This window comes from Streptomyces sp. S4.7 (assembly GCF_010384365.1).
In the GTDB taxonomy this organism is placed as follows: Bacteria; Actinomycetota; Actinomycetes; order Streptomycetales; family Streptomycetaceae; genus Streptomyces.
In genome coordinates, this window is the sequence record NZ_CP048397.1 from 390,048 (window position 1) to 408,680 (window position 18,633).

At 70.8% G+C, this 18,633-nt stretch carries 21 protein-coding genes and 1 pseudogene; 10 read left to right on the forward strand and 12 right to left on the reverse strand.

Annotated elements, in window-relative coordinates:
• Positions 1-142: 142 nt before the first annotated feature.
• A complete protein-coding gene (locus SSPS47_RS01570) occupies positions 143-496 on the forward strand; it encodes a PRC-barrel domain containing protein (protein ID WP_187280214.1) in 354 nt (117 codons plus the stop codon).
• 82 nt (positions 497-578) lie between these two features.
• Here the strand turns inward: SSPS47_RS01570 and SSPS47_RS01575 are convergent, their stop codons facing one another.
• The gene (locus tag SSPS47_RS01575; protein WP_023543681.1) at positions 579-782 is read right to left on the reverse strand and encodes a cold-shock protein; all 204 of its coding nucleotides are present in this window, start codon (positions 780-782) and stop codon (positions 579-581) included.
• Positions 783-1,107: 325 nt separating this feature from the next.
• On the opposite strand from SSPS47_RS01575, the gene SSPS47_RS01580 reads away from it, so the two are divergent.
• Positions 1,108-1,857 (forward strand): class I SAM-dependent methyltransferase, encoded by a 750-nt coding sequence (locus SSPS47_RS01580; protein WP_164248008.1) that lies wholly within the window; start codon positions 1,108-1,110, stop codon positions 1,855-1,857.
• Between the two features lie 4 nt (positions 1,858-1,861).
• Here the strand turns inward: SSPS47_RS01580 and SSPS47_RS36155 are convergent, their stop codons facing one another.
• The 8 genes from SSPS47_RS36155 to SSPS47_RS01615 form a co-directional block, all read right to left on the reverse strand.
• Positions 1,862-2,095, reverse strand: coding sequence for a DUF6629 family protein (locus tag SSPS47_RS36155; protein ID WP_343234920.1), 234 nt, complete (start codon positions 2,093-2,095; stop codon positions 1,862-1,864).
• Positions 2,092-2,487: a hypothetical protein gene (locus SSPS47_RS01585; RefSeq protein WP_164248011.1), complete on the reverse strand. Its 396-nt coding sequence runs from the start codon at positions 2,485-2,487 to the stop codon at positions 2,092-2,094. The genes SSPS47_RS36155 and SSPS47_RS01585 overlap by 4 nt, the downstream gene beginning before the upstream one ends.
• Before the next feature lie 137 nt (positions 2,488-2,624).
• On the reverse strand, positions 2,625-4,757 hold the full coding sequence (locus SSPS47_RS01590; protein WP_164248014.1) for an alpha-galactosidase: 2,133 nt from the start codon (positions 4,755-4,757) through the stop codon (positions 2,625-2,627).
• A 197-nt stretch (positions 4,758-4,954) separates the two neighbouring features.
• Positions 4,955-5,470: a GNAT family protein gene (locus SSPS47_RS01595; RefSeq protein WP_164248017.1), complete on the reverse strand. Its 516-nt coding sequence runs from the start codon at positions 5,468-5,470 to the stop codon at positions 4,955-4,957.
• 57 nt (positions 5,471-5,527) lie between these two features.
• Complete coding sequence (locus SSPS47_RS01600) at positions 5,528-5,956, reverse strand: pyridoxamine 5'-phosphate oxidase family protein (RefSeq protein ID WP_164248019.1); 429 nt, start codon at positions 5,954-5,956, stop codon at positions 5,528-5,530.
• Between the two features lie 47 nt (positions 5,957-6,003).
• Positions 6,004-6,987: an aldo/keto reductase gene (locus tag SSPS47_RS01605; RefSeq protein WP_164248023.1), complete on the reverse strand. Its 984-nt coding sequence runs from the start codon at positions 6,985-6,987 to the stop codon at positions 6,004-6,006.
• Positions 6,988-7,055: 68 nt separating this feature from the next.
• Positions 7,056-7,418 carry a VOC family protein gene (locus SSPS47_RS01610; RefSeq protein WP_164248025.1) on the reverse strand — a complete coding sequence of 121 codons (363 nt, stop codon included), beginning with the start codon at positions 7,416-7,418 and terminating at the stop codon, positions 7,056-7,058.
• A 151-nt stretch (positions 7,419-7,569) separates the two neighbouring features.
• On the reverse strand, positions 7,570-8,325 hold the full coding sequence (locus SSPS47_RS01615; RefSeq protein WP_164248028.1) for a VOC family protein: 756 nt from the start codon (positions 8,323-8,325) through the stop codon (positions 7,570-7,572).
• A gap of 135 nt (positions 8,326-8,460) precedes the next feature.
• On the opposite strand from SSPS47_RS01615, the gene SSPS47_RS01620 reads away from it, so the two are divergent.
• A complete protein-coding gene (locus SSPS47_RS01620; protein ID WP_164248031.1) occupies positions 8,461-9,057 on the forward strand; it encodes a hypothetical protein in 597 nt (198 codons plus the stop codon).
• Positions 9,058-9,117: 60 nt separating this feature from the next.
• Here the strand turns inward: SSPS47_RS01620 and SSPS47_RS01625 are convergent, their stop codons facing one another.
• Complete coding sequence (locus SSPS47_RS01625; protein ID WP_164248035.1) at positions 9,118-9,645, reverse strand: SRPBCC family protein; 528 nt, start codon at positions 9,643-9,645, stop codon at positions 9,118-9,120.
• 351 nt (positions 9,646-9,996) lie between these two features.
• On the opposite strand from SSPS47_RS01625, the gene SSPS47_RS01630 reads away from it, so the two are divergent.
• Complete coding sequence (locus tag SSPS47_RS01630) at positions 9,997-10,476, forward strand: hypothetical protein (RefSeq protein ID WP_164248038.1); 480 nt, start codon at positions 9,997-9,999, stop codon at positions 10,474-10,476.
• A gap of 158 nt (positions 10,477-10,634) precedes the next feature.
• On the opposite strand, the pseudogene SSPS47_RS01635 reads toward SSPS47_RS01630, so the two are convergent.
• Positions 10,635-11,471, reverse strand: a pseudogene (locus SSPS47_RS01635) (chitinase); the annotation flags it as partial.
• 174 nt (positions 11,472-11,645) lie between these two features.
• Entirely contained in the window at positions 11,646-12,554 is a 909-nt protein-coding gene (locus tag SSPS47_RS01640; protein ID WP_164248041.1) for a glycoside hydrolase family 16 protein, read from the reverse strand.
• Positions 12,555-12,894: 340 nt separating this feature from the next.
• Between SSPS47_RS01640 and SSPS47_RS01645 the strand changes: the two genes are divergently transcribed.
• From SSPS47_RS01645 to SSPS47_RS01670, 6 genes are all read left to right on the forward strand, one after another.
• Positions 12,895-13,743, forward strand: coding sequence for an endonuclease (locus tag SSPS47_RS01645; protein WP_164248044.1), 849 nt, complete (start codon positions 12,895-12,897; stop codon positions 13,741-13,743).
• A 188-nt stretch (positions 13,744-13,931) separates the two neighbouring features.
• Complete coding sequence (gene glsA / locus SSPS47_RS01650) at positions 13,932-15,362, forward strand: glutaminase A (protein ID WP_239064726.1); 1,431 nt, start codon at positions 13,932-13,934, stop codon at positions 15,360-15,362.
• Positions 15,363-15,448: 86 nt separating this feature from the next.
• Positions 15,449-15,811, forward strand: coding sequence for a DUF1304 domain-containing protein (locus SSPS47_RS01655; RefSeq protein WP_164248047.1), 363 nt, complete (start codon positions 15,449-15,451; stop codon positions 15,809-15,811).
• On the forward strand, positions 15,808-16,416 hold the full coding sequence (locus SSPS47_RS01660; RefSeq protein ID WP_164248049.1) for a TetR family transcriptional regulator: 609 nt from the start codon (positions 15,808-15,810) through the stop codon (positions 16,414-16,416). The genes SSPS47_RS01655 and SSPS47_RS01660 overlap by 4 nt, the downstream gene beginning before the upstream one ends.
• Before the next feature lie 74 nt (positions 16,417-16,490).
• Positions 16,491-17,024, forward strand: a complete 534-nt coding sequence (locus tag SSPS47_RS01665) for an SRPBCC family protein (RefSeq protein ID WP_164248052.1) — start codon at positions 16,491-16,493, stop codon at positions 17,022-17,024.
• Between the two features lie 187 nt (positions 17,025-17,211).
• Complete coding sequence (locus SSPS47_RS01670; RefSeq protein WP_164248055.1) at positions 17,212-18,624, forward strand: SpoIIE family protein phosphatase; 1,413 nt, start codon at positions 17,212-17,214, stop codon at positions 18,622-18,624.
• The last annotated feature ends 9 nt before the right edge of the window (positions 18,625-18,633 follow it).

Below are 18,633 nucleotides of genomic sequence, written 5' to 3' on the forward strand. Positions count from 1 at the left end.
CTTCCGCCGATGTGTCCACCCCGAAACCGGCCATCACGTAACACCTTGCTGAACCGTGCGTGGTTGCTGGGTGTGCCCGGGGGGCAAGTGCACCTTTGAGCGGTGATCTCGCCGCGACTGTCGAACGAGAGTGAGGGCCGTGATGGTTGACATGTGGGTATTCGCGGTCGGGTCGGGCCACGTGCCGGGTATGGACCTCACCGGTTACAGCGTCCATGCGACCGACGGAACGGTGGGCAGTGTGGACAGACAGTCCGAGGGCTCTCCCTTCGAACACCTGGTGGTGGACACCGGGATGTGGGTCTTCGGAAAGAGTCTTGTCATTCCGGCCGGACTGGTGACCTCGATCGATCCGGCCGCGCGGGTGGTCCAGGTCGCGTGTACGAAGTCGACCGCCAAGGGCGCTCCGGTGTTCGAGCGCGATCACGACACCAGGGATCCGGCCTACCTCGGCGCGCTGAGCACCTACTACACCTCTTTGGTCGCCGCTTCCTGATGTCCCGTCACGACGCACCGGCGCCCCGGCACCAGAGGTGCCGGGGCGCCGGTGGACACGTGGTGTCCCTGGACGAGGCGTCCTAGGCGGGGACGATGTTCTCCGCCTGGGGGCCCTTCTGGCCCTGCGTGACCTCGAAGGTCACCTTCTGGCCCTCCTGGAGCTCACGGAAGCCCTGGGTGGCGATGTTGGAGTAGTGGGCGAAGACGTCGGGGCCTCCACCGTCCTGCTCGATGAATCCGAAGCCTTTTTCCGAGTTGAACCACTTGACGGTACCGCTGGCCATGTGTCCTCCAAAGGACTCATAACGGTTCCCGCACCGTGCGGGAACCGGAGGTGATCGCCCTGGTCCTCAGAGACGTTGAACAGCCGAATCGCCCGCGACTGTGATCACGGGCGACAAAGTACTTCGGAACCACGACAGCTAAAACTGACGCTACACGTCTCCTCGCTCCCAGACCACAGAAACGATCAAGCGTGACGTCCGACAACACCCGCACAGTGCAGTGACGGCGTGCCGCGAGCCGCATTATGTCCCCCGAGAGAGGGAAGCGTCCGCGAATGTCCCCTCCCCGTGTCACGTGTCGGAACTCTCGGTAGGCTGACCCATGATGTTCACCCCACAGGGCCCGACCCTCCGCGAACTGACCGTGCAGGCGCTCTCGTCGACCGAGCGCGGCTACGACCTGCTCGCCCCGAAGTTCGATCTGACCCCGTTCCGTACCCCGGACACGGTCCTGGACGCCGTGGCCGACGCCCTCGGACCGCTCGGCCCCTTCCGGGCCGGTCTGGACATCTGCTGCGGCACCGGAGCCGGTGTGGACGTCCTGCGGGAGGTGTGCGTCGAGCGGGTCACGGGGGTCGACTTCAGCGCCGGCATGCTCGCCACCGCCAGGTCCGCCGTGCTGCCGAAGGACGGTGCGGGCGAGGGCGGTTCGCGCGGGCCCGCCGTCGATTTCGTACGGGCCGATGCCCGCGCCCTCCCCTTCCGCGCCTCGTTCGACCTGGCCGTGAGTTTCGGAGCGTTCGGCCACTTCATGCCGTCGGAGCGGCCCGGACTCTTCACCCAGGTGCGCGAAGTCCTGCGGCCCGGCGGTGCCTTCGCCTTCCCGGTGCCCGCGCCGCCGCGTGTCGGTTCGCCGCTGTACTGGACGCTCTGGGGGTTCGACGCGGCGATGCGGGCGCGCAACGCCGTGTGGCGTCCGTCCTTCGTCATGTACTACCGCACGTTCCGGCTCACCGAAGTGGTGGACGAGTTGACCCGTACGGGCTTCGAGGTGGATCTCGTGGCGCTCGACGGCCTGGGGCGGCTGCCGGACGGCGCTCCCCGCTGCCGCATGGTGGTCGCGCGCCGGCCATGAGCGGTCAGGCCGCCGGTCCGGGCGTCTGCGTACGCCGCCGGACCCAGCCGAGCATCACGACGGACACGATCGCGGCGAAGGCGCACCAGGTCGAGATGAATCCGATCGTACGGTTCCAAAGGGCGTCCGGGCGGGTGCCACGACACGGCCGGTCCGCCCGCCGCCTCGTGGCAGCGGACGCACGGAGGGCCGACGGCAGTCCGTCGGCCCTCCGCGGTGATGCTGTCGGTGTGGTCAGATCCGCCCGCCGGTGAGCCGGGTGAGGGGGCCGTGCCCCGCCGTGGCCGTCCGGCGGCCGAGGGCGAAGGCACCGCCCACCATGCCGAGGACCCCGGCGGCGGCTCCCGCCGCCACGGCCTTGCGGTGTTTGACGACGGTCCACGCGGTGGTGGCCGTGGACGCGGCCTTGCCCGCCGTCGACATGACGGCTTGTCGACCTGTCTCCAGGCCGGCCGAGGCGGCCCGCGCGGAGGACTTGGCCTTGGCGGCCGCCCCCGTCGTGTTCTCCTTGGCGCGGTCGGCGACGGAGCCGGTGGTGCGACGTGCCTTGCCGGCTGCCGACCTCGTGCTCGCGCCGACCGTCGCGGCCTTGCCGTTCAGGGTCTTGTTCGCTTCGCTGTCTGCAGTCATGAGGTTCGTGTTGCCGCTCGGCGTGGCCTGAAACAGGCGATCCGGCTGCGATGGGATTCAAGGGGCCCAAGGAGCCAGGTCCAGACGAATAGGGACGGGCCCCCCGAGCCCCGGCTCCGGCTCCGGCTCGCGAGGTGTCAGGAGGAGACACGCCTCAGATGGATCGCCGAGTTGGCCCAGTCCCCCGTCGGCAGCTCCAGCGGCAGTCCGTGCTCCATCAGGACCGTCGCGTGGTGCGCCGCCCCGGTCGCCACATCCCGGTAGACCGCCCCCTGTTCGAGCCCGGCGAGATGGACGGGCAGCTCCGGCCGGCCCCGGCGCGGTGCCCGCTGCCAGGCGAGCACCAATGCCTCCGCCCGGTCGGGCGAGGCGTACTGAACGACGGTGGGCCCGTCGTCCCCGGGATCCCGCAGCCGGTACTGGACGCCGTGCTGGACCAGATGACGGACCTGTTTGTACGCGTCCACGAACCCGGCGCCCTCGGCGATCTCCTCGTCCGACCAGCGGGCGAGATCCCCGCCGACGGCCAGCACCCCGGCCGTCGCGACATGGAAGCGGAAGGCCAACGGCACGGTGCGCGAGGTGAGTTCGTTGGGTACGTCGGTGACCCACGCGGCCATGGTCGACGCCGGGTAGAGCTGGCTGTAGCCGTGCTGGATGCCGACGCGGTCGGCCGCGTCGGTGTTGTCCGAAGGCCACGCCTGGTCGGTGCGGGACAGGATCCCGAGGTCGACACGTCCGCCGCCGCCGCTGCACGCCTCGATACGCAGCCGGGGATGGTCGGCGCGCAGCCGGTCGATGACGCGGTAGAGGTTGTGCACGTAGGTGCTCCACAGCCGGTCGTCACCGCCGGGTCCGGCCGGACCGGCCTCGCTGAACGGGCGGTTCATGTCCCACTTGAGGAAGTCGATGCCGTTGTCTGCGACCAGTGCGGTGAGCCACCCGTACGCCCAGTCGGCGACGTCGTCGCGGGCGAAGTTGAGCACGAGCTGGTTGCGCAGCTCGGTCCGTGTGCGGTGCGGGAAGTGCAGGATCCAGTCGGGGTGCGCGCGGTAGAGGTCGCTGTCGGCGTTGACCATCTCCGGTTCGACCCAGAGACCGAAGAGCATGCCGAGGCGGTGCACCTCGTCGGCCAGCGGCCCGAGGCCCTTGGGGAACCGTTCGGGTGACGGCGTCCAGTCGCCGAGTCCGGCCCGGTCGCCGCGCCGGGCGCCGAACCAGCCGTCGTCCATGACGTACAGCTCGGCTCCCAGCTCCGCGGCGCGCGCCGCGAGGGCCATCTGGCGCTTCTCGTCGAAGTCGAAGCCGGTGGCTTCCCAGGAGTTGTAGAGCACGGGTCGCGTCTCGCCCGGGTGCGGCAGGACGTGCGCGCGGATGTACGCGTGCCAGGCGCGGCTCGCCGCGCCGAAGCCGCCGTCGGTACTGAGCCCGGCGAAGCGCGGCGTGGTGTGTCTCTCGCCGGGGCCGAGGCGCAGAGTGCTCTGGTCGTGTCCCGCTCCGCCGGTGAACCCGGCCCGGCCGTCGCAGGTGCGCTGGGCGGTGATGCGCCAACTGCCGCTCCAGGCGAGCGCGGCGCTCCACACCCGGCCGTGGTCCTCGCTCGCGCCGCCGTCGTCCAGCATCACCCACGGGTTCAGATGGTGGCTGGATATGCCGCGTCTGCTGGTCAGTACGGTCTCGCCGAACGGCAGTGTCCCGCGCCGGAGCTGGGTCTCGGCGGCCCACTGTCCCGTGACGTGGCTGAGCCGGTAGTCGGGGCGCGGCGGCAGGGTCCAGGCCGCCGAGTCGGCGCGCAGCACGACGATGTCGTCGGTGCCGGTGTTGCGCAGGGTCGTCCAGCGCTCGATCACGTCGCTGTCGTGGTGGACGCGGTAGTGCAGGCCGATGCCGAGCGGGTAGTGCCGGTCACGGAGGACGAGGTCCAACTCGGCTGAACCGCCGGGGGTTTCGCGGATTTCGTGGCAGACGGGCTCCCATTCGACGGCGCGGGTGCCGTCGGCGAAGCGGATCTGGAGCGAGGGCACGCCGTAGCGCGCGCCGCCGTCGACGGGCAACTCCTCGCCGACCGGGGGGCGGCCCTCGAAGCTGTTGGCCTCGCGGTCCACCGGGTGGGGGCGCCCGGCGATCTCCCGTGCCTCGTCCAGGGTCAGCCTGCCGCCCCAGGCCACGTGACAGGGCGCTCCGCTGCTGTCGGTCCGCACCGCGTACGAGGTGTGCGGGGTGTCGAGCAACCACAGGGCGGTGTCCGGGGCGTAGGAGATCTGGGGCATGGAGATCCTCACGTTCGGGGGCAGCACTGTGACGGCAGGTATGGAGCAGCTGGAGCCTCCAGGCCATCTCGTACCCGGGGGTGAACCCCAACGGCAACTACAGCTATCTCACCGAAGCCAATGTGAACAGGCAGACGGACGCGCTGGCGACCGCGGCGCACTCGGCCGGTGAGACCGTCCCGGCCGGTGACGGCGTCTCAGTCCGTGAGGTCGGCGGCGAGGAGGTCCATCAGGAGTCCGTCGTGCCAGGTCCCCTCGGGGCCGCGCTCGTAGTCACGCATGATCCCCACGGGCCGGAAGCCGACCTTGCCGTAACACCGGACCGCGGCCGCGTTGTCGGCGGCGGGATCGATCACGACGCGGTGGTGGCCGAGGTCCCTGATCAGATGCCTGGCCAGGGTGCGTACGGCGTCGGTGCCGACGCCGCGGCCGTGCGCGGCCGGGTCGACATAGATGTCGATGCTCGCGTGCCGGTAGTCGGGGTCCTCCTCGGCGCCCCACTGGACGGCGCCGACCGTGGCGCCGTCCAGTTCGATCACCATCGAGGTGATGCCGGGCTCGTCGAGATCCTCGGTCACGGCCGCGAGCAGGTCGTCGCCGCCGCGCCACGTCGCGTGGACCTCGGGCGTGGCGCGGATGGCGGCGAGTGCGGGGATGTCGTCGGGGACGGCGGGGCGCAGGACCACGAGGGCGCCCTTCAGTGTCTTCTCCATGAGAGCACGCTAATAGCTCAGTGGTTCGAATTTCCGCGATCTTTCCACGGTGCCGACTCAGAACCCGCCGAGGTCGCTCGACACCCACCGCTGGGGACTCATCCGGATGACGACCTGTTCGCCGTGCTCCCCGCTCGCCATGGCGACATAACCCTCGACCTTCCCGGCGGGCAGATAGCGGGTGGCCAGCTCCACGAGGTGGTCGTGGGTGCCGTCGATCCTCTCCGTCACCGGGCCCTCGACGGAGACGTACCGCACGGTCGGCGCCACCCGCTCGACCAGCAGCGAGAAACGTCCCGCGGCCATGATCAGCCTGTCCTTGCGGGACTCTGCACCCGTCAGGATCCAGAGGTCACCGCCGGGTGCGTACTGGTACCAGATGGGGACGACGAGCGGTGCCCGGTCCCCGGCGCCGGAGTCGACAGCGAGGGCCGCGATGTGCGGCTCGGCGAGGAACCTCTCGCGCTCTTCTCTGTTCAGGGCCACGGGATGTCTCCTTCGTACGAAGTACGGGGGGGTCTGTCCCGCCATCATTACCAGCGGTGGTGGATCTCCGCTCGGACACGGCGCTCGTACAGGTCGCTCACGGCGTCCAGCGTGGCCCCGGACAGCGGCGGGAGGGAGGCCGCCGCGGCGTTGGCCCGCGCCTGCTCGACGGAGCGGGCACCGGGTATGACACTGCTGACACCGGGCTGCTGAATGATCCAGCGCAGCGCGGTCTGGGCCGGCGTGGCACCCTCGGGGGCCAGCTCGGAGAATTCGACGGCCGCCGCGAGGCCCGTTTCGTAGTCGATTCCGGAGAACGTCTCGCCCTGGTCGAACGCCTCGCCGTGCCGGTTGAAGCTGCGGTGGTCGTCGGCGGCGAAGACCGTGTCCTTCGTGTATTTGCCCGACAGCAGGCCGGAGGCGAGCGGGACACGTGCGACGATGCCGACCCCCGCCTCCAGGGCGGCGGGCAGCACCGCTTCGAGGGGCTTGAGCCGGAAGGGATTGAGGATGATCTGGACGGAGGCGACGCCCGGCCTGGCGATGGCGGCCAGCGCCTCGGCGCAGGTCTCGACGCTCACGGCGTAGGCCGCCGTGCGCTTCTCGGCGACCAGGGTGTCGAGCGCGTCGAACACGGCGTCCGAGGAGTAGACGGCGGTGGGCGGGCAGTGCAACTGCACCAGGTCGAGAGTGTCCACGCCGAGGTTGGCGCGTGAACGGTCGTTCCAGGCACGGAAGTTGTCCAGGCTGTAGTTCTCGGCCCGCTGTTCGGCCCGGCGGCCCATCTTCGTCGCCACGAACACGTCGGCGGCGGGGCGGTTCCTCAGGAAACGGCCGATGAGCTGTTCGCTGCGGCCGTCGCCGTAGACGTCCGCCGTGTCGAAGAAGGTCACCCCCGCTTCGAGTGCCGCGTCGAGGACGGCGAAGGCGTCGGTCTCCGTGACATCACCCCAGTCGGCCCCCAGCTGCCAGGTGCCCAGTCCCACGACGGAGGCCTCGCGGCCCGTCCTGCCCAGTACGCGATTCTCCATGAGCACGATGCTACGTCGGGCCTCGCGGCACGATCGGGCGGGGCGGACGGGACCGCGGGGGCCGGACCTCAGAGCTGCTGCGTGAGGTTGACGGTGTTGCCGTCCGGGTCCTTGATGTGGGCGACCCGCTGGCCCCACGGCATGTCGTTGGCGGGCCCGAGCACCTGACCGCCCAGCTCCTCGACGTGCCCCACCAGCTCGTTCACATCGGCGACGTCGACGCTCAGCAGCATCCGCTGCACCGTGCCGAGCTCGACGTCCTTGTCCGACACGATACCGAGGTCGGAGTTGCCCACCCTCAGGTTGATGAAGAAGACGGGGCCTTCGTCGGGGGTGCGCGATGTCTCCACCGCGCCGAGCAGTCCCTGGTAGAACGCCAGCAGCCGGTCGATCTCGGGGGTGATGACCAAGGGCTGGATCGTGGCAGACATGTGTTTTCCTCCAGGTGATGACCGTTGGTCTCCCCGAAGGGAGTCACTGGCCGTGAATGTTCCCCCTTGGGGACCGGCTGCGGGCCCGCGACTCATCGGTGATCCGCCGGCCGGCCGCGGATCGGCGCCGGACGACCCCCTACCGGCCGGGCTACGGGGCCGTACCCACCGAGAAGAGCGCGCCCGACGGGTCGGTGACGGTGGCCATGCGCGCGTAAGGAGTGTCCTCGGGCTCGGTGGACAGGCCACCGGACGCCGCAGCGCGCCGCGCGACCGCGTCGGTGTCGGCCACGGCGAACAGCGTCCCCCAAGCGGACGTGGGGACGTCGGAACTGCCGATGATCCCGCCGATCTCGTGCCCGTCGGGGCGGCGCAGGAAGGTGAAGTCGAGCTCCGGGACCTCGTTGTTGCCGTCCAGCGTGAAGCCGAACAGCTCCGTGTAGAAGGCGCGGGCCGGTTCCGGGTCGGGGGTGATCAGGTCGTTGCGCACCAGCGAGTCGGGCTCGTTGACGATCTCGCTGCCGAGCCGGGTGCGGCCCTGCCACAGACCGAACCGGGCGCCGACCGAGTCCGTCACGACGGCTGTGCGGGCGTGGTCGGCCAGGTCCGCCGGGGGCTCGATCAGCCGCCCGCCCGTCTCCGCCGCACGACGGGCCGTGCCGTCGCAGTCGTCGGTGGCGAAGTACATGGTCCACACCGCGGCGGTGCGGTCCGGATCCGGGACGATCCCGGCGACCGGCCGGCCACGCAGCAGACAGACGGTGCCCTGGTCCTCGCCGGTGGGGTACGGCTCGTACTCCCAGCCGAAGAGCTCTCGGTAGAAGGCGAGCGCGCCGTCACGGTCGGGGGTCCTGAGGTCGATCCAAGTGGGGGTGCCTTCGGGCTGGTTACCGCTCAGCTCGCTCATGATGTGCTCCTTCGTTTCCTTCACCGGGGCTTCGGCGCGATGACCCCAACGTAGGCAGCTTCTAGGACAGAAGATGTCCTAGAAACACCTGTGGATGAGCGGCGTGCACACGATCGGACGCTCCATCATTCGGTCATGACACGCTCATCGGGGCGCCGCCCCCTCGGCCGGACGGTCCTCGCCGTCGCCGTCGGCGCCGCGTACGCCCTCACCGGCTGCGCGACGGGGACGCACGACACCGAGTCCGACGACAAGCGGTCCGCCCGCACCGCGGAGCCCGCCCGGACCGCCGTACCGCTCGGCGACACCGTGCTCGTGAACCACCCCGGCGGTCACGACGAGGCCATGCTGGCCCTGGCGGTGACGGCCGTCGTCAACGAGGCGTCCCGGATCGCGGGCGACGACGCGGCGAACAACCTGGGCGCGGGCGCCCCGGACGGCAGGAAGTGGGTCGCCGTCCTCGCGGAGGTGAGCAACGCGGGAGCGCGGCCGTACGGGTACGGCGTATCGCGGAGCTTCACGGCCGTGGACACCCTGGGCCGCAGGCATACGCCGCTGCCCGCGTCGGCCGGCCTCACGGTGGGTCCCGTCATGACCTGGCCCGTGCCGCTCGCCGCCGGACGGTCGGCGCGCGGATGGCTGGTCTTCGAGCTGCCCGCCGAAGCGGCCCTGACCACGCTGGAGTTCGGCGGTACACGGACGTCGGCGGCGTCGGCCGGCTGGGCGCTGTGAGTCCGGGTGCCCAAGCACTGTGACGTGGAGAGACAGGGCCGGCCCGGACCTCGGGGCCGGTTACTCGGCCGTCAACTCCTCGAAGTACGCCTTCTGCGCCGGGTAGTAGTCCTCGAACTCGGGCCGCGGAGCGCCGTCCAGAGAGGCGCGGAGCAAATCCAGGTAGTACTCCCAGCCCGGGCCGATCTCACCGAGACCGGCCCCCGTGTCGCGGTGCTGGATGAAGTGCAGTTCCGTACCGCCCGCGCCGGACGGCCCCTCTGACGTCCCCGACAGCCTCAGTTCGAGATTCCAGCTGCCTGCCTCGTCGACCGTCGAGACGACGAGCCGGTGCGGTGCCTCGCACGCCTCGACGCGCAGTTCCGTCCAGGGCTCCCCCTCCTCGAAGGCCAGGCGGACGCGCACCGTGGCGCCGGGGGCGCCGTCGCCCTCCCACGGGCCGAACCACCGGGCGGTGCGCGCCGATTCGGTGACCGCCGCCCACACCTCTTCGACCGGGAGGGGGAACGCGCGCGTGAGGACGAGGTCGACTCCGTCGGGAGTGCGCAGCAGCCTGCCGGTGGGGGTCGGGCTGGGGATCGTGGCCATGGGGTCTCCTGGTGTGGGCGGCCGGACGGCCGGACTACTGGTCTGGTTCCGGTCTACCACCCGCCACTGACAGTGACCCTCGGCCGCTCCGCCGCAGCTCCGCCTCGGCCCACCGGCCGGAACACGGACGGCTGGCGCATCGCGGGAACATTCGGCGACCGGTGGCCGTTGAACGCATTGTGGGTGTGGATGGAACAGTGTCCCCGGGCTCATCTAGAAATGCCCGCAGGGAAGATCGTTCGGCTGAAGCCCTGTGGAGCCTGCCGCCGCGAGGCGACCGCCGTCCGCACCCCGCCTGTACGGCCCCGACCGGTCCCCCCCGTCCGGTCGGGGCTCCTTTACTGTTCGGACATGACGGCTGAGGGGGACGCGGAGCGGCCCGGCGGTTTCGTGGCCGCGACCGGTGAGGGTCCGCCGACCCCCGACGCGCCGGAAGTCCGCGCCGCCGAGGTCCGGGTCGCCTTCGGCGGCCTGTTGCAGATCCGCCGCCTCACCAACACCACCGTTCCCGATCCCGTCGCCGTCCCGGCCGCCTGGGAACTGAACCAGCCGGTCCGCGCCGTCGCCCTGGCCCTGGAGGCGGCGGGGCTCGCACCCTCGGCGGTCGACGGGGAGGGACGGCGTACGGCCACGGGGTTCCGCGTCGGCGCGATGGCGCGGCCGGCGACCGTACGGGTGGAGTGGCTCGGCCCGCCGGGCGGCGGCGCCGCGCAGGACGAGGAGCGCCAACTGACCGCCTGTGCGGCCGCCCTGACCCCGCTGGGCTGGGAGGCACTGCTCTACCGGGGCCCGCGCCGACGACGCTTCCTGGAAGTGGAACCGGCCCTCTGAACGGGCCGCCGGGCCGCCTTCTCCCGCTTCCCGGGGCGGCTCCGCACTGTTACCGCGGCGCGAGATACGGGCCGGCGCCGGCCACGTCGGCCGGTTCGCCCCAACGCCCCATTACGGCGGCGCCCGTACGCGCCCCCCGGCCCGCGGGAGCGGCCGGGTCAGCCCCGGTACTGCGCCAGTACGCGGGTGAAGTCCCACGCCGACTGGCTCACGCCGGAGCAGGTGTCGGCCCCGCCACCGGTGCAGGGCCGGTCACGGTTGACCGACCAGAAGGTCAGCCGGGCGAGGTGACGCTGCTGCGCGTAGGCGAGGATCGTGCGGAAGTCGGCGACGGTGATGGTCTCGCCGACGTCGGTGACACCGTTCATCGACGAGATACCGGTCTTGCGGTACGCCTCGTCGTCGCCGTAGCCGTAGGCGTTCTTGACAGCGGTCTTCAGGCCCTCCGCCGCGCGGACGGACAGCGTGCCCATGTTCTGGCCGTTGCCGCCGAAGTTGAACGGCATGATCGTCCAGCTGTCGACCGTGAGACCGGAGGAGGCCGCGCGGTTGATCAGGCTGGTGTCGGGGCCGTTCTGGCCGGTGCCGAAGGTGATGTAGATCTTGATGCCGGGGTTGTTGGCGCGGATCGTCTTGAGCGCGTCCACGGTGCGCTGCTGGACGGTGGGGCTGTCGTAGGCGGCGGCCTCGATGTCGATGTCGATCGCCTTCAGGCCGTACGCGTTGATGACCTTCTGGTAGGCGGCGGCCAGCTCACCCGCGCTGCCGCAGGAGCTCTCCAGCTTGTTGCCGCTCCAGCCGCCGAAGGACGGGATGACGTCCCCGCCGCCCGCGCGCACGGTGTTGACGGTCTGCTGGTCCACCCCGCCGGTCAGCGGCCGGCTGCCGTCCCACTGCGGGTTGCAGTAGCCGTTGCTGAGGACGAACGCCGGCGTGAACCACTTGACTCCCGTGGCGTTCTGGACGGTGGTGGGGCTCGGCGGGCTGCCCCAGCCGAAACGAGGCGGTCATGCGTGGTCACCGTCCACTTCTGGCGGGGCGGCTCACCGGGTCCGCCCGGTGGCCGGTTCGCCCCCGGTCGCCGGACAGGCTGGGACAAGCCCTGTCCGGCGACCGGGGACGGAGCACTGAGCCCGTCCGGCACTGGGACTTGGAGACGGACGGGGGTCCTAGTCGCTGACGCGTACGTAGTCGACGACGAGTTGCTGCGGGAAGACCGTGCTGCCGTCGGGGTCGCCGGGCCAGTAGCCGCCGACCGCGAGGTTGAGGATCAGGAAGAACGGCTTGTTGAACACCCATTCGCGGCCACCGAGATCGGCGGGCGTACGGGTCTGGAAGACCTGCCCGTCCACCGACCACTTGATGGAGTCCGGTGCCCAGTCGACCGCGAAGGTGTGGAAGTTGTCCGCGAACGCCTCGCCGTTCGGCAGGCTGTAGCCGGCGCCGATGCCGCCCTCGCCGGAGTAGCCGGGGCCGTGCAGCGTGCCGTGGACGGTGTTCGGCTCGAAGCCGACGTTCTCCATGATGTCGATCTCGCCGCTGTTGGGCCAGCCGACGTCGCCCATGTTGCTGCCGAGCATCCAGAACGCGGGCCAGATGCCCTGGCCGCGCGGGATCTTCATCCGGGCCTCGACCCGGCCGTACGCCGAGTCGAATTTGCCCGAGGTGTTCAGCCGGGCGGAGGTGTACTCACACGTCCCGTACCAGCACTGGTAGTTGCCGGGGTTCTCCTTGCGGGCGGTGATGACGAGATTGCCCTGCCCGTCGAGTTGGGCGTTGCTGTTCCCGGACGTGTAGTACTGCCGCTCGTGGTTGTTGACGTTGTCGCCGGTCTCGATCTGCCACTTGCTTCCGTCGACGCCCGATCCGGCCGGGCCGTCGAACTCGTCGGCGAACTTGACGGCTGCGGGTGCCGCGGCGGGGTGGGGGTCGGCCGCGGCGGAGGCTCCGGCGGCGGGCACGGCGGCCACGGCTCCGGAGGTGCACAGAAGTGCGAGGGTGTACAGCGCCGTTCGGCGCCGCCAGTCCTTGAACACGGTCATGGTCATCACATCGCTTTGCGTGGGGGGCATGCGCATGACAGGTACTACTGAGAGACGAAGCGCCCGTGGCGCTTATTTCAATGCTTGATTTAAGGCAGCCCGACGGCCTCCGTCAAGGAGTTGGTATGGACCAAAATTGTCAGCAGTGTGTTTTCGGCCCATCCATGTGAACGCGCAGCCCAGGACGGGGCAGGTCAACGCCCAACGTCCGCACACTTCTTGACCTGCACATGATGGTCGCGGAGCATTCACCCCAGCGTCACAGGTGCTGTGGAAGGCTCCTGCGGAAACGTCACATCGCAACGATCGCCATGCGCAGCGCCACACGCGTCGGTTCTACGCGCGGTGATCTCCTGATCGAGAGGACACTCCCCACATGTCCCGTCGTCACCATCCCGCCGTGCGGCCGGTGCTGGCCCTGTGCGCTGCCGCCGCGGTGCTCGCCGGCAGCGCGGCCGCCGCCCCGGCCGCCACACCCCCGGCGGCCGCGCCGCAAACGACCGCCGCCGGTACCACCGCCCCGGCCGAGACCTCCGCTCTGGACGACACGTACTACCAGGGCGCGATCGGCAAGACCGGCCCCGAGCTCAAGACCGCGCTGCACGGCATCATCAGCGACCAGACGACGCTCTCGTACAGCGCCGTCTGGGAAGCCCTCAAGGTCACCGACCAGGACCCGGCCAACTCCGCCAACGTCGTCCTGCTCTACAGCGGCGCCTCGCGCGCCAAGTCGAGCAACGGCGGCGACGTCGGCGACTGGAACCGCGAGCACGTATGGGCCCAGTCCCACGGCGACTTCGGTACGTCGCAGGGCCCCGGCACCGACGTCCACCATCTGCGCCCGGAGGACGTACAGGTCAACGGGATCCGCGGGAACAAGGACTTCGACAACGGCGGCAGCCCGGTCAGCGGCGCCCCCGGCAACCTCACCGACAGCGACTCCTACGAGCCGCGTGACGCGGTCAAGGGCGATGTCGCCCGCATGATCCTCTACATGGCGGTGCGCTACGAGGGCAACGACTCGTTTGCGGACCTCGAGCCCAACGACCAGGTCAGCAACGGCTCGGCCCCCGCGATGGGACGGCTGTCCGTACTGAAGCAGTGGAACGACGAGGACCCGCCTGACGCGTTCGAGCAGCGCCGCAACGACGTCATACACGACCAGTTCCAGCACAACCGCAACCCGTTCATCGACCACCCCGAATGGGTCGAGTCCATCTGGTGACACCCCTGGGGAACACGGCGCGGCCTCCCCGGGCCTGATCGTCCCGGATGTTTCAGTGGTCGGCGTCAACTCCAAGCGCCCCCATCGGGGAACGCCGGCCGGAGCCCCCGGGTGCGGACGACCGAATCCGCGCCCGGGGGCTTCGGCCTGCCCGGGGGCGCTTCGCAGACAGCCCTCTGGAGGTCTCCGTGCCAGCCGTCCCGGCCACCGATGTCATCACCGACGCGCTGATGGAGCTCCAGCGCCGGGTCTCGACCATGGACGAGGGTGAAGTCGCCTCGTACATCCCGCAGTTGGCCACCGTCGACCCGCACACCTTCGGCATCGCGCTGACCAGCATGGGCGGCAACCACTACTGGTCGGGCGGTGTCGACACGCCCTTCACCCTCCAGTCGGTGTCGAAACCGTTCGTCTACGCGCTGGTCCTGGCCGAGTTGGGGCTCGACGAGGTGACGCGATGGGTGGGCGCCGAGCCCAGCGGTGAGGCCTACAACGCGATCAGTCTGGAGCCGGGCACCGGACGGCCGGCGAACGCGATGATCAATGCCGGGGCCATCGTCACGACCGCGCTCGTACCGGGAGCGGACGAGGAGGAGCGGTTCGGGCGGATCCTCGACTGTCTCGGCCGGTTCGCCGGCCGGCGGCTGGACGTGGACGAGGCCGTACGCGCGTCGGAGTCCGAGACCGGCGACCGCAACCGGGCCCTGACCTATCTGATGCACGGCGCGGGATCGCTGCCCGGCAGACCGGACGGTGTGGAGACGTACTTCCGCCAGTGCTCGGTGCGTGTGACGACGGTCGATCTGGCGGTGATGGCCGCGACGCTGGCCAACGGCGGCGTCAATCCCTCGACCGGCGAGACGGTGGTGCCCGAGCCGGTGGCCGTGCAGGTCCTCGCGCTCATGGCGTCCTGCGGTATGTACAACTCGTCGGGCGACTGGCTGCTGCGGGTCGGACTCCCGGCGAAGAGCGGGGTGTCGGGCGGGCTGATCGCCGCGAGTCCGGCCAGGTTCGGCATCGCGGTGCACAGCCCGCCGCTCGATCCCACGGGCACTCCCGTACGCGGCGTGGCCGTGCTGCGCGAACTGTCGGAGAGGTTCGGTCTGCATCTGATGCGCCGGTCCTCGCGGACCGCGCCGACCGTGAAGGTGGCGGAGACCGCGCGTACTGCCCCCTCGGACCGGCCGCGCAGCGAGGCCGAACGCGAGGTCATCGAGCAGGCCGGCGACAACGTGGCGATCGTCGCGGCACAGGGGATCCTCGACTTCACGGAGGCCGAGCGGCTGCTGTACGAACTCGGCGCCGTCGTCCCCGGGGAGCCCGGCTGGGTGGTACTCGACCTGGAGGACGTGTCGGAGATCAGGCCGTTCGCCGAGGGCATGCTGCGGGAGGCGCTGACCCGGCTGGCGGCGGCCGGGCATCAGGTGACGGTGGTCGGCGATCTGGCGCCGCACGCCGAGGGGTCCGCGGTCGGTGGCGAGGGCGCGTGGCGGCAGGTGCCGTCCCGTGAGACGGCGGTGGCCCGCTGCGAGGACGCACTGCTGTCGGCGGGCATCAACCGGCAGAGGGGGCAGGCCCGTTCCGACGGCGACAACCAGGGCGGCGGCGAAGGCACTTGAGAGTCCCCCCGGGCGGAGCGCCATCTGGACAGGTGTCTATAGTTCACAGACATCTGTCCATGAACCTGCCCTCGGAGGACGCTCCCGTGAGTACCGCCGCACAGATCCTGGTCGCCCTCGTGGCCGCCTTCCACGTATACGCCATGGTGCTCGAGATGTTCCTCTGGGAGCGCGGCCCCGGCCGGAGCCTGTCCGGCTTCGACGCGGAGATGGCCCGCGCCACCGCGCACCTGGCCGCCAATCAGGGCCTGTACAACGGGTTCCTGGCGGCCGGACTGATCTGGGGCCTGACAGCGGACGACCCGACCGGTTACCGCGTGCGGATCTTCTTCCTGTGCTGTGTGGTCGTCGCCGGGGTGTACGGCGCGGCCACGGCGAACCGCCGCATCCTCTTCGCCCAGGCGCTGCCGGGCGCGGTCGCGCTGGCCGCCGTGCTGGCGGCGGGATGACCGGCGAGGCGCGCGGCGGTACGGCCGGTGGATCGCCCGGCTCCGGGGCCCCGGGCGATCCGCGGGCCGCCAGGACCCGGGCGGCCCTCCGGCAGGCCCTCCTCGACGAGTGCGCGGAGCACCCGCTCGAAGAGGTGGGTGTGGCGGCGCTGGTGCGCAGGGCGGGGGTCGGCCGGGCGACGTTCTATCTGCACTACGCGGACCTCCGGGCGCTCGCCGCCGACGCGTGCGCGAGCGTCGTCCGGGAGGCGGTGGACGCGCTGCACGCGTGGCGCGGTGTGCCGGATCCCGCGTCGCCGCCGCCCGCCCTGACGGCGTTCTTCACCGGTCTCACGCCGCACGCCGCCCTGTACCGCACACTGCTGCGGCCGGGCGGTGGTGGTCCGCTGGGCGAGTCGCTGCACCGCGAGCTGCGGGAGCGCAGCCGCAGGGAGCGCGAGCTGGCGGGCGCGCCCGAGCCGGAGCTGATCGCCTCGGCCGTCGCGGCGTCCTTCACGGGTGTGCTGGCGGACTGGCTGCACGGCCTGATCGACGCGCCCCCGGAGGCGGTCGCCGCCCGGGTCTGGCGCCTGCTGGGGGTGCTCCACCGCACGCCCACCCGCTGACCGAAGGGGCGGGACACCTTAGAGTCGAGGGGGTCCGGGCTGCCTACGGAGCCCGGTACAGGATCGGAGACTCCATGCCGCGTACGTTCACCGCGTCCGACAGCGTCGTCATCGCCGCGTCCCCCACGGCGGTCTACGGGCGGATCAGCCGGCCCGCGCTGATGGGCCGGTGGAGCCCGGAGAATCCCGGGGCGACCGTCCGCACCCGGGACGGCGGCAGGGGCGGCGCCCCGGACACGTACGTGGGAATGGTCTTCGACGGCCACGACAGGCGCGGGCGGATGCGGTGGACGACGCGCTGCACCGTGACCGCCGCCGACGCGGACGAGCGGTTCGCCTTCCGTGTCCACGCGATCGGGATCCGGACCCCGCGGCTGCGCGGTCCCATCGCCGGCTGGGAGTACCGCCTCGAAGCCGTCGACGGCGGGACACGTGTCACCGAGACCTGGACGGACGACCGGCGTTCGTGGCCCGACGCCGTCGCGAACCTCTTCGACCGGGTCGCGACGAGCGGGCACACCTTCGCCGACTTCCAGGCGCGGAACATCCACCGGACGCTGAGTAATCTCAAGCGGGTGACCGAAGGACCCTCGGCGGCGGCGGACTGACGGACCGCGTCAACTCATCGCCCCGAGCCGCCGGCGACGGTAGGTCACTTACCCGCCGGTGGCATATGCCCGAAGCACCACCGGATCGAGTGTTGCCGAATCCCTTACGGCCCATAGCAGCCTGTGCAACAGTCGTAGCGGTCCACCCTTCAGACCTGGCAGTGCCACGCCTGTATCGGAGTTCGAGATGCCGTCCCATCTGTTCGCGGACCGTCCCGCCCCGCAGCCACCGGAGCGGGGCGTGGTGGAGTCCCTCATCACGCGCACCCGCAGCCTGCGCGGAGACGTGGACGCCGTGCGCAGGGACACCGTCGCTGACGAACACGACACGCAGTGGCGCTGGCAGCGCGCGCTCTGCGATCTGGCGGTTCATCAACTGGACGATCTCGGCGCCCACTTGGGGCAGCTCAAGAACGGACTGCCCGACGGCGGGGCCGAGTCGGCGTCCGCGCCGGCGGACGCCGGGGACGAGACCGGTTCGCTGCTCAACCGGGTCGGCACCGCCGAGTGGAATCTCCTCACCGACGGTGTCATCTGGTCACCCGAGTTGTACGAGATCTTCGGCCGGCCGCCCGAGAAGGGCCCGATGACACTGGACGAACTGCCGTCCGTGATGGTCCCCGAGGACCAGGCGCTCCTCCAGACGCTGGTGACCGAGTGTCTCGTGGACGGCAAGCACATCGACGGCGAGTTCCGTGTCGTCAGGACCGACAGGCGTGTCCGGACACTGCACATGATGGGCGAGCCCGTACTGGACTCCGACGGCTGCACCGCCTCCATGTGGGCCGTACTGCGGGACGTCAGCGAATTACGCCGCAGCCGGCGGGCCGTCGACGAGTCCGGTGACACGCTCCGGCGCCGCGAGCGGACCGCCAGGACCGAGCGCAAGCTCGTGGCCGAGTTGCGGGAGGCCGTGCTGCCGTCGTGGCGCGGTTTCCTCCAGGGCCCGCAGAGCGAGCCGGGGACGCTGGATCTGGCGGGCCACTATCTGCCGCCGGCCCGCGGCGGACTCGTGGGCGGCGACTGGTTCGACGCGCTGAAGCTGCCCGACGGGAGCACCCTGCTGACGGTCGGCGACCTCACGGGCAACGGCGTGACGGCCGCCTCCACGATGGCCATGCTCCTCGGCGCCCAGCGCGGTATGGCGGTGGCGGGCGTGGAGCCCGGCGCGCTGATGGGCCATCTCAACCAGCTGCTCGACACGGCCGACCAGCCCGCGCTCGGCAGCGCCGTCTGCTGCCGCTACCGGCCGGAGACACGCACCCTTCTCTGGGCGCAGGCGGGACACCCCGCCCCGCTGCTGTTCCGCGACGGGACGGGGCGCGCGCTGACCCCACTGGACGGCGTCCTGCTCGGCGCGACGTCGGGCGCCTCCTACGAACAGGCCGAGACCCAGCTGCTGCCCGGTGATCTGCTGGTGCTGCACACCGGCAGGCTGACGGACCGGGCCGGGCTGAACCGGCTCCTGGCGCTCGGGCCCCGCCTGACCGGAGCACATGACGCGCAGGACTGTGTCAGGACGGTCGTCGAGGAGTTCGGCGAGACCGGACGCGACGACGACGCCTGTGTACTGGTCGCCAGGATCGGCGACACTCCTTAGAGCGTGTCC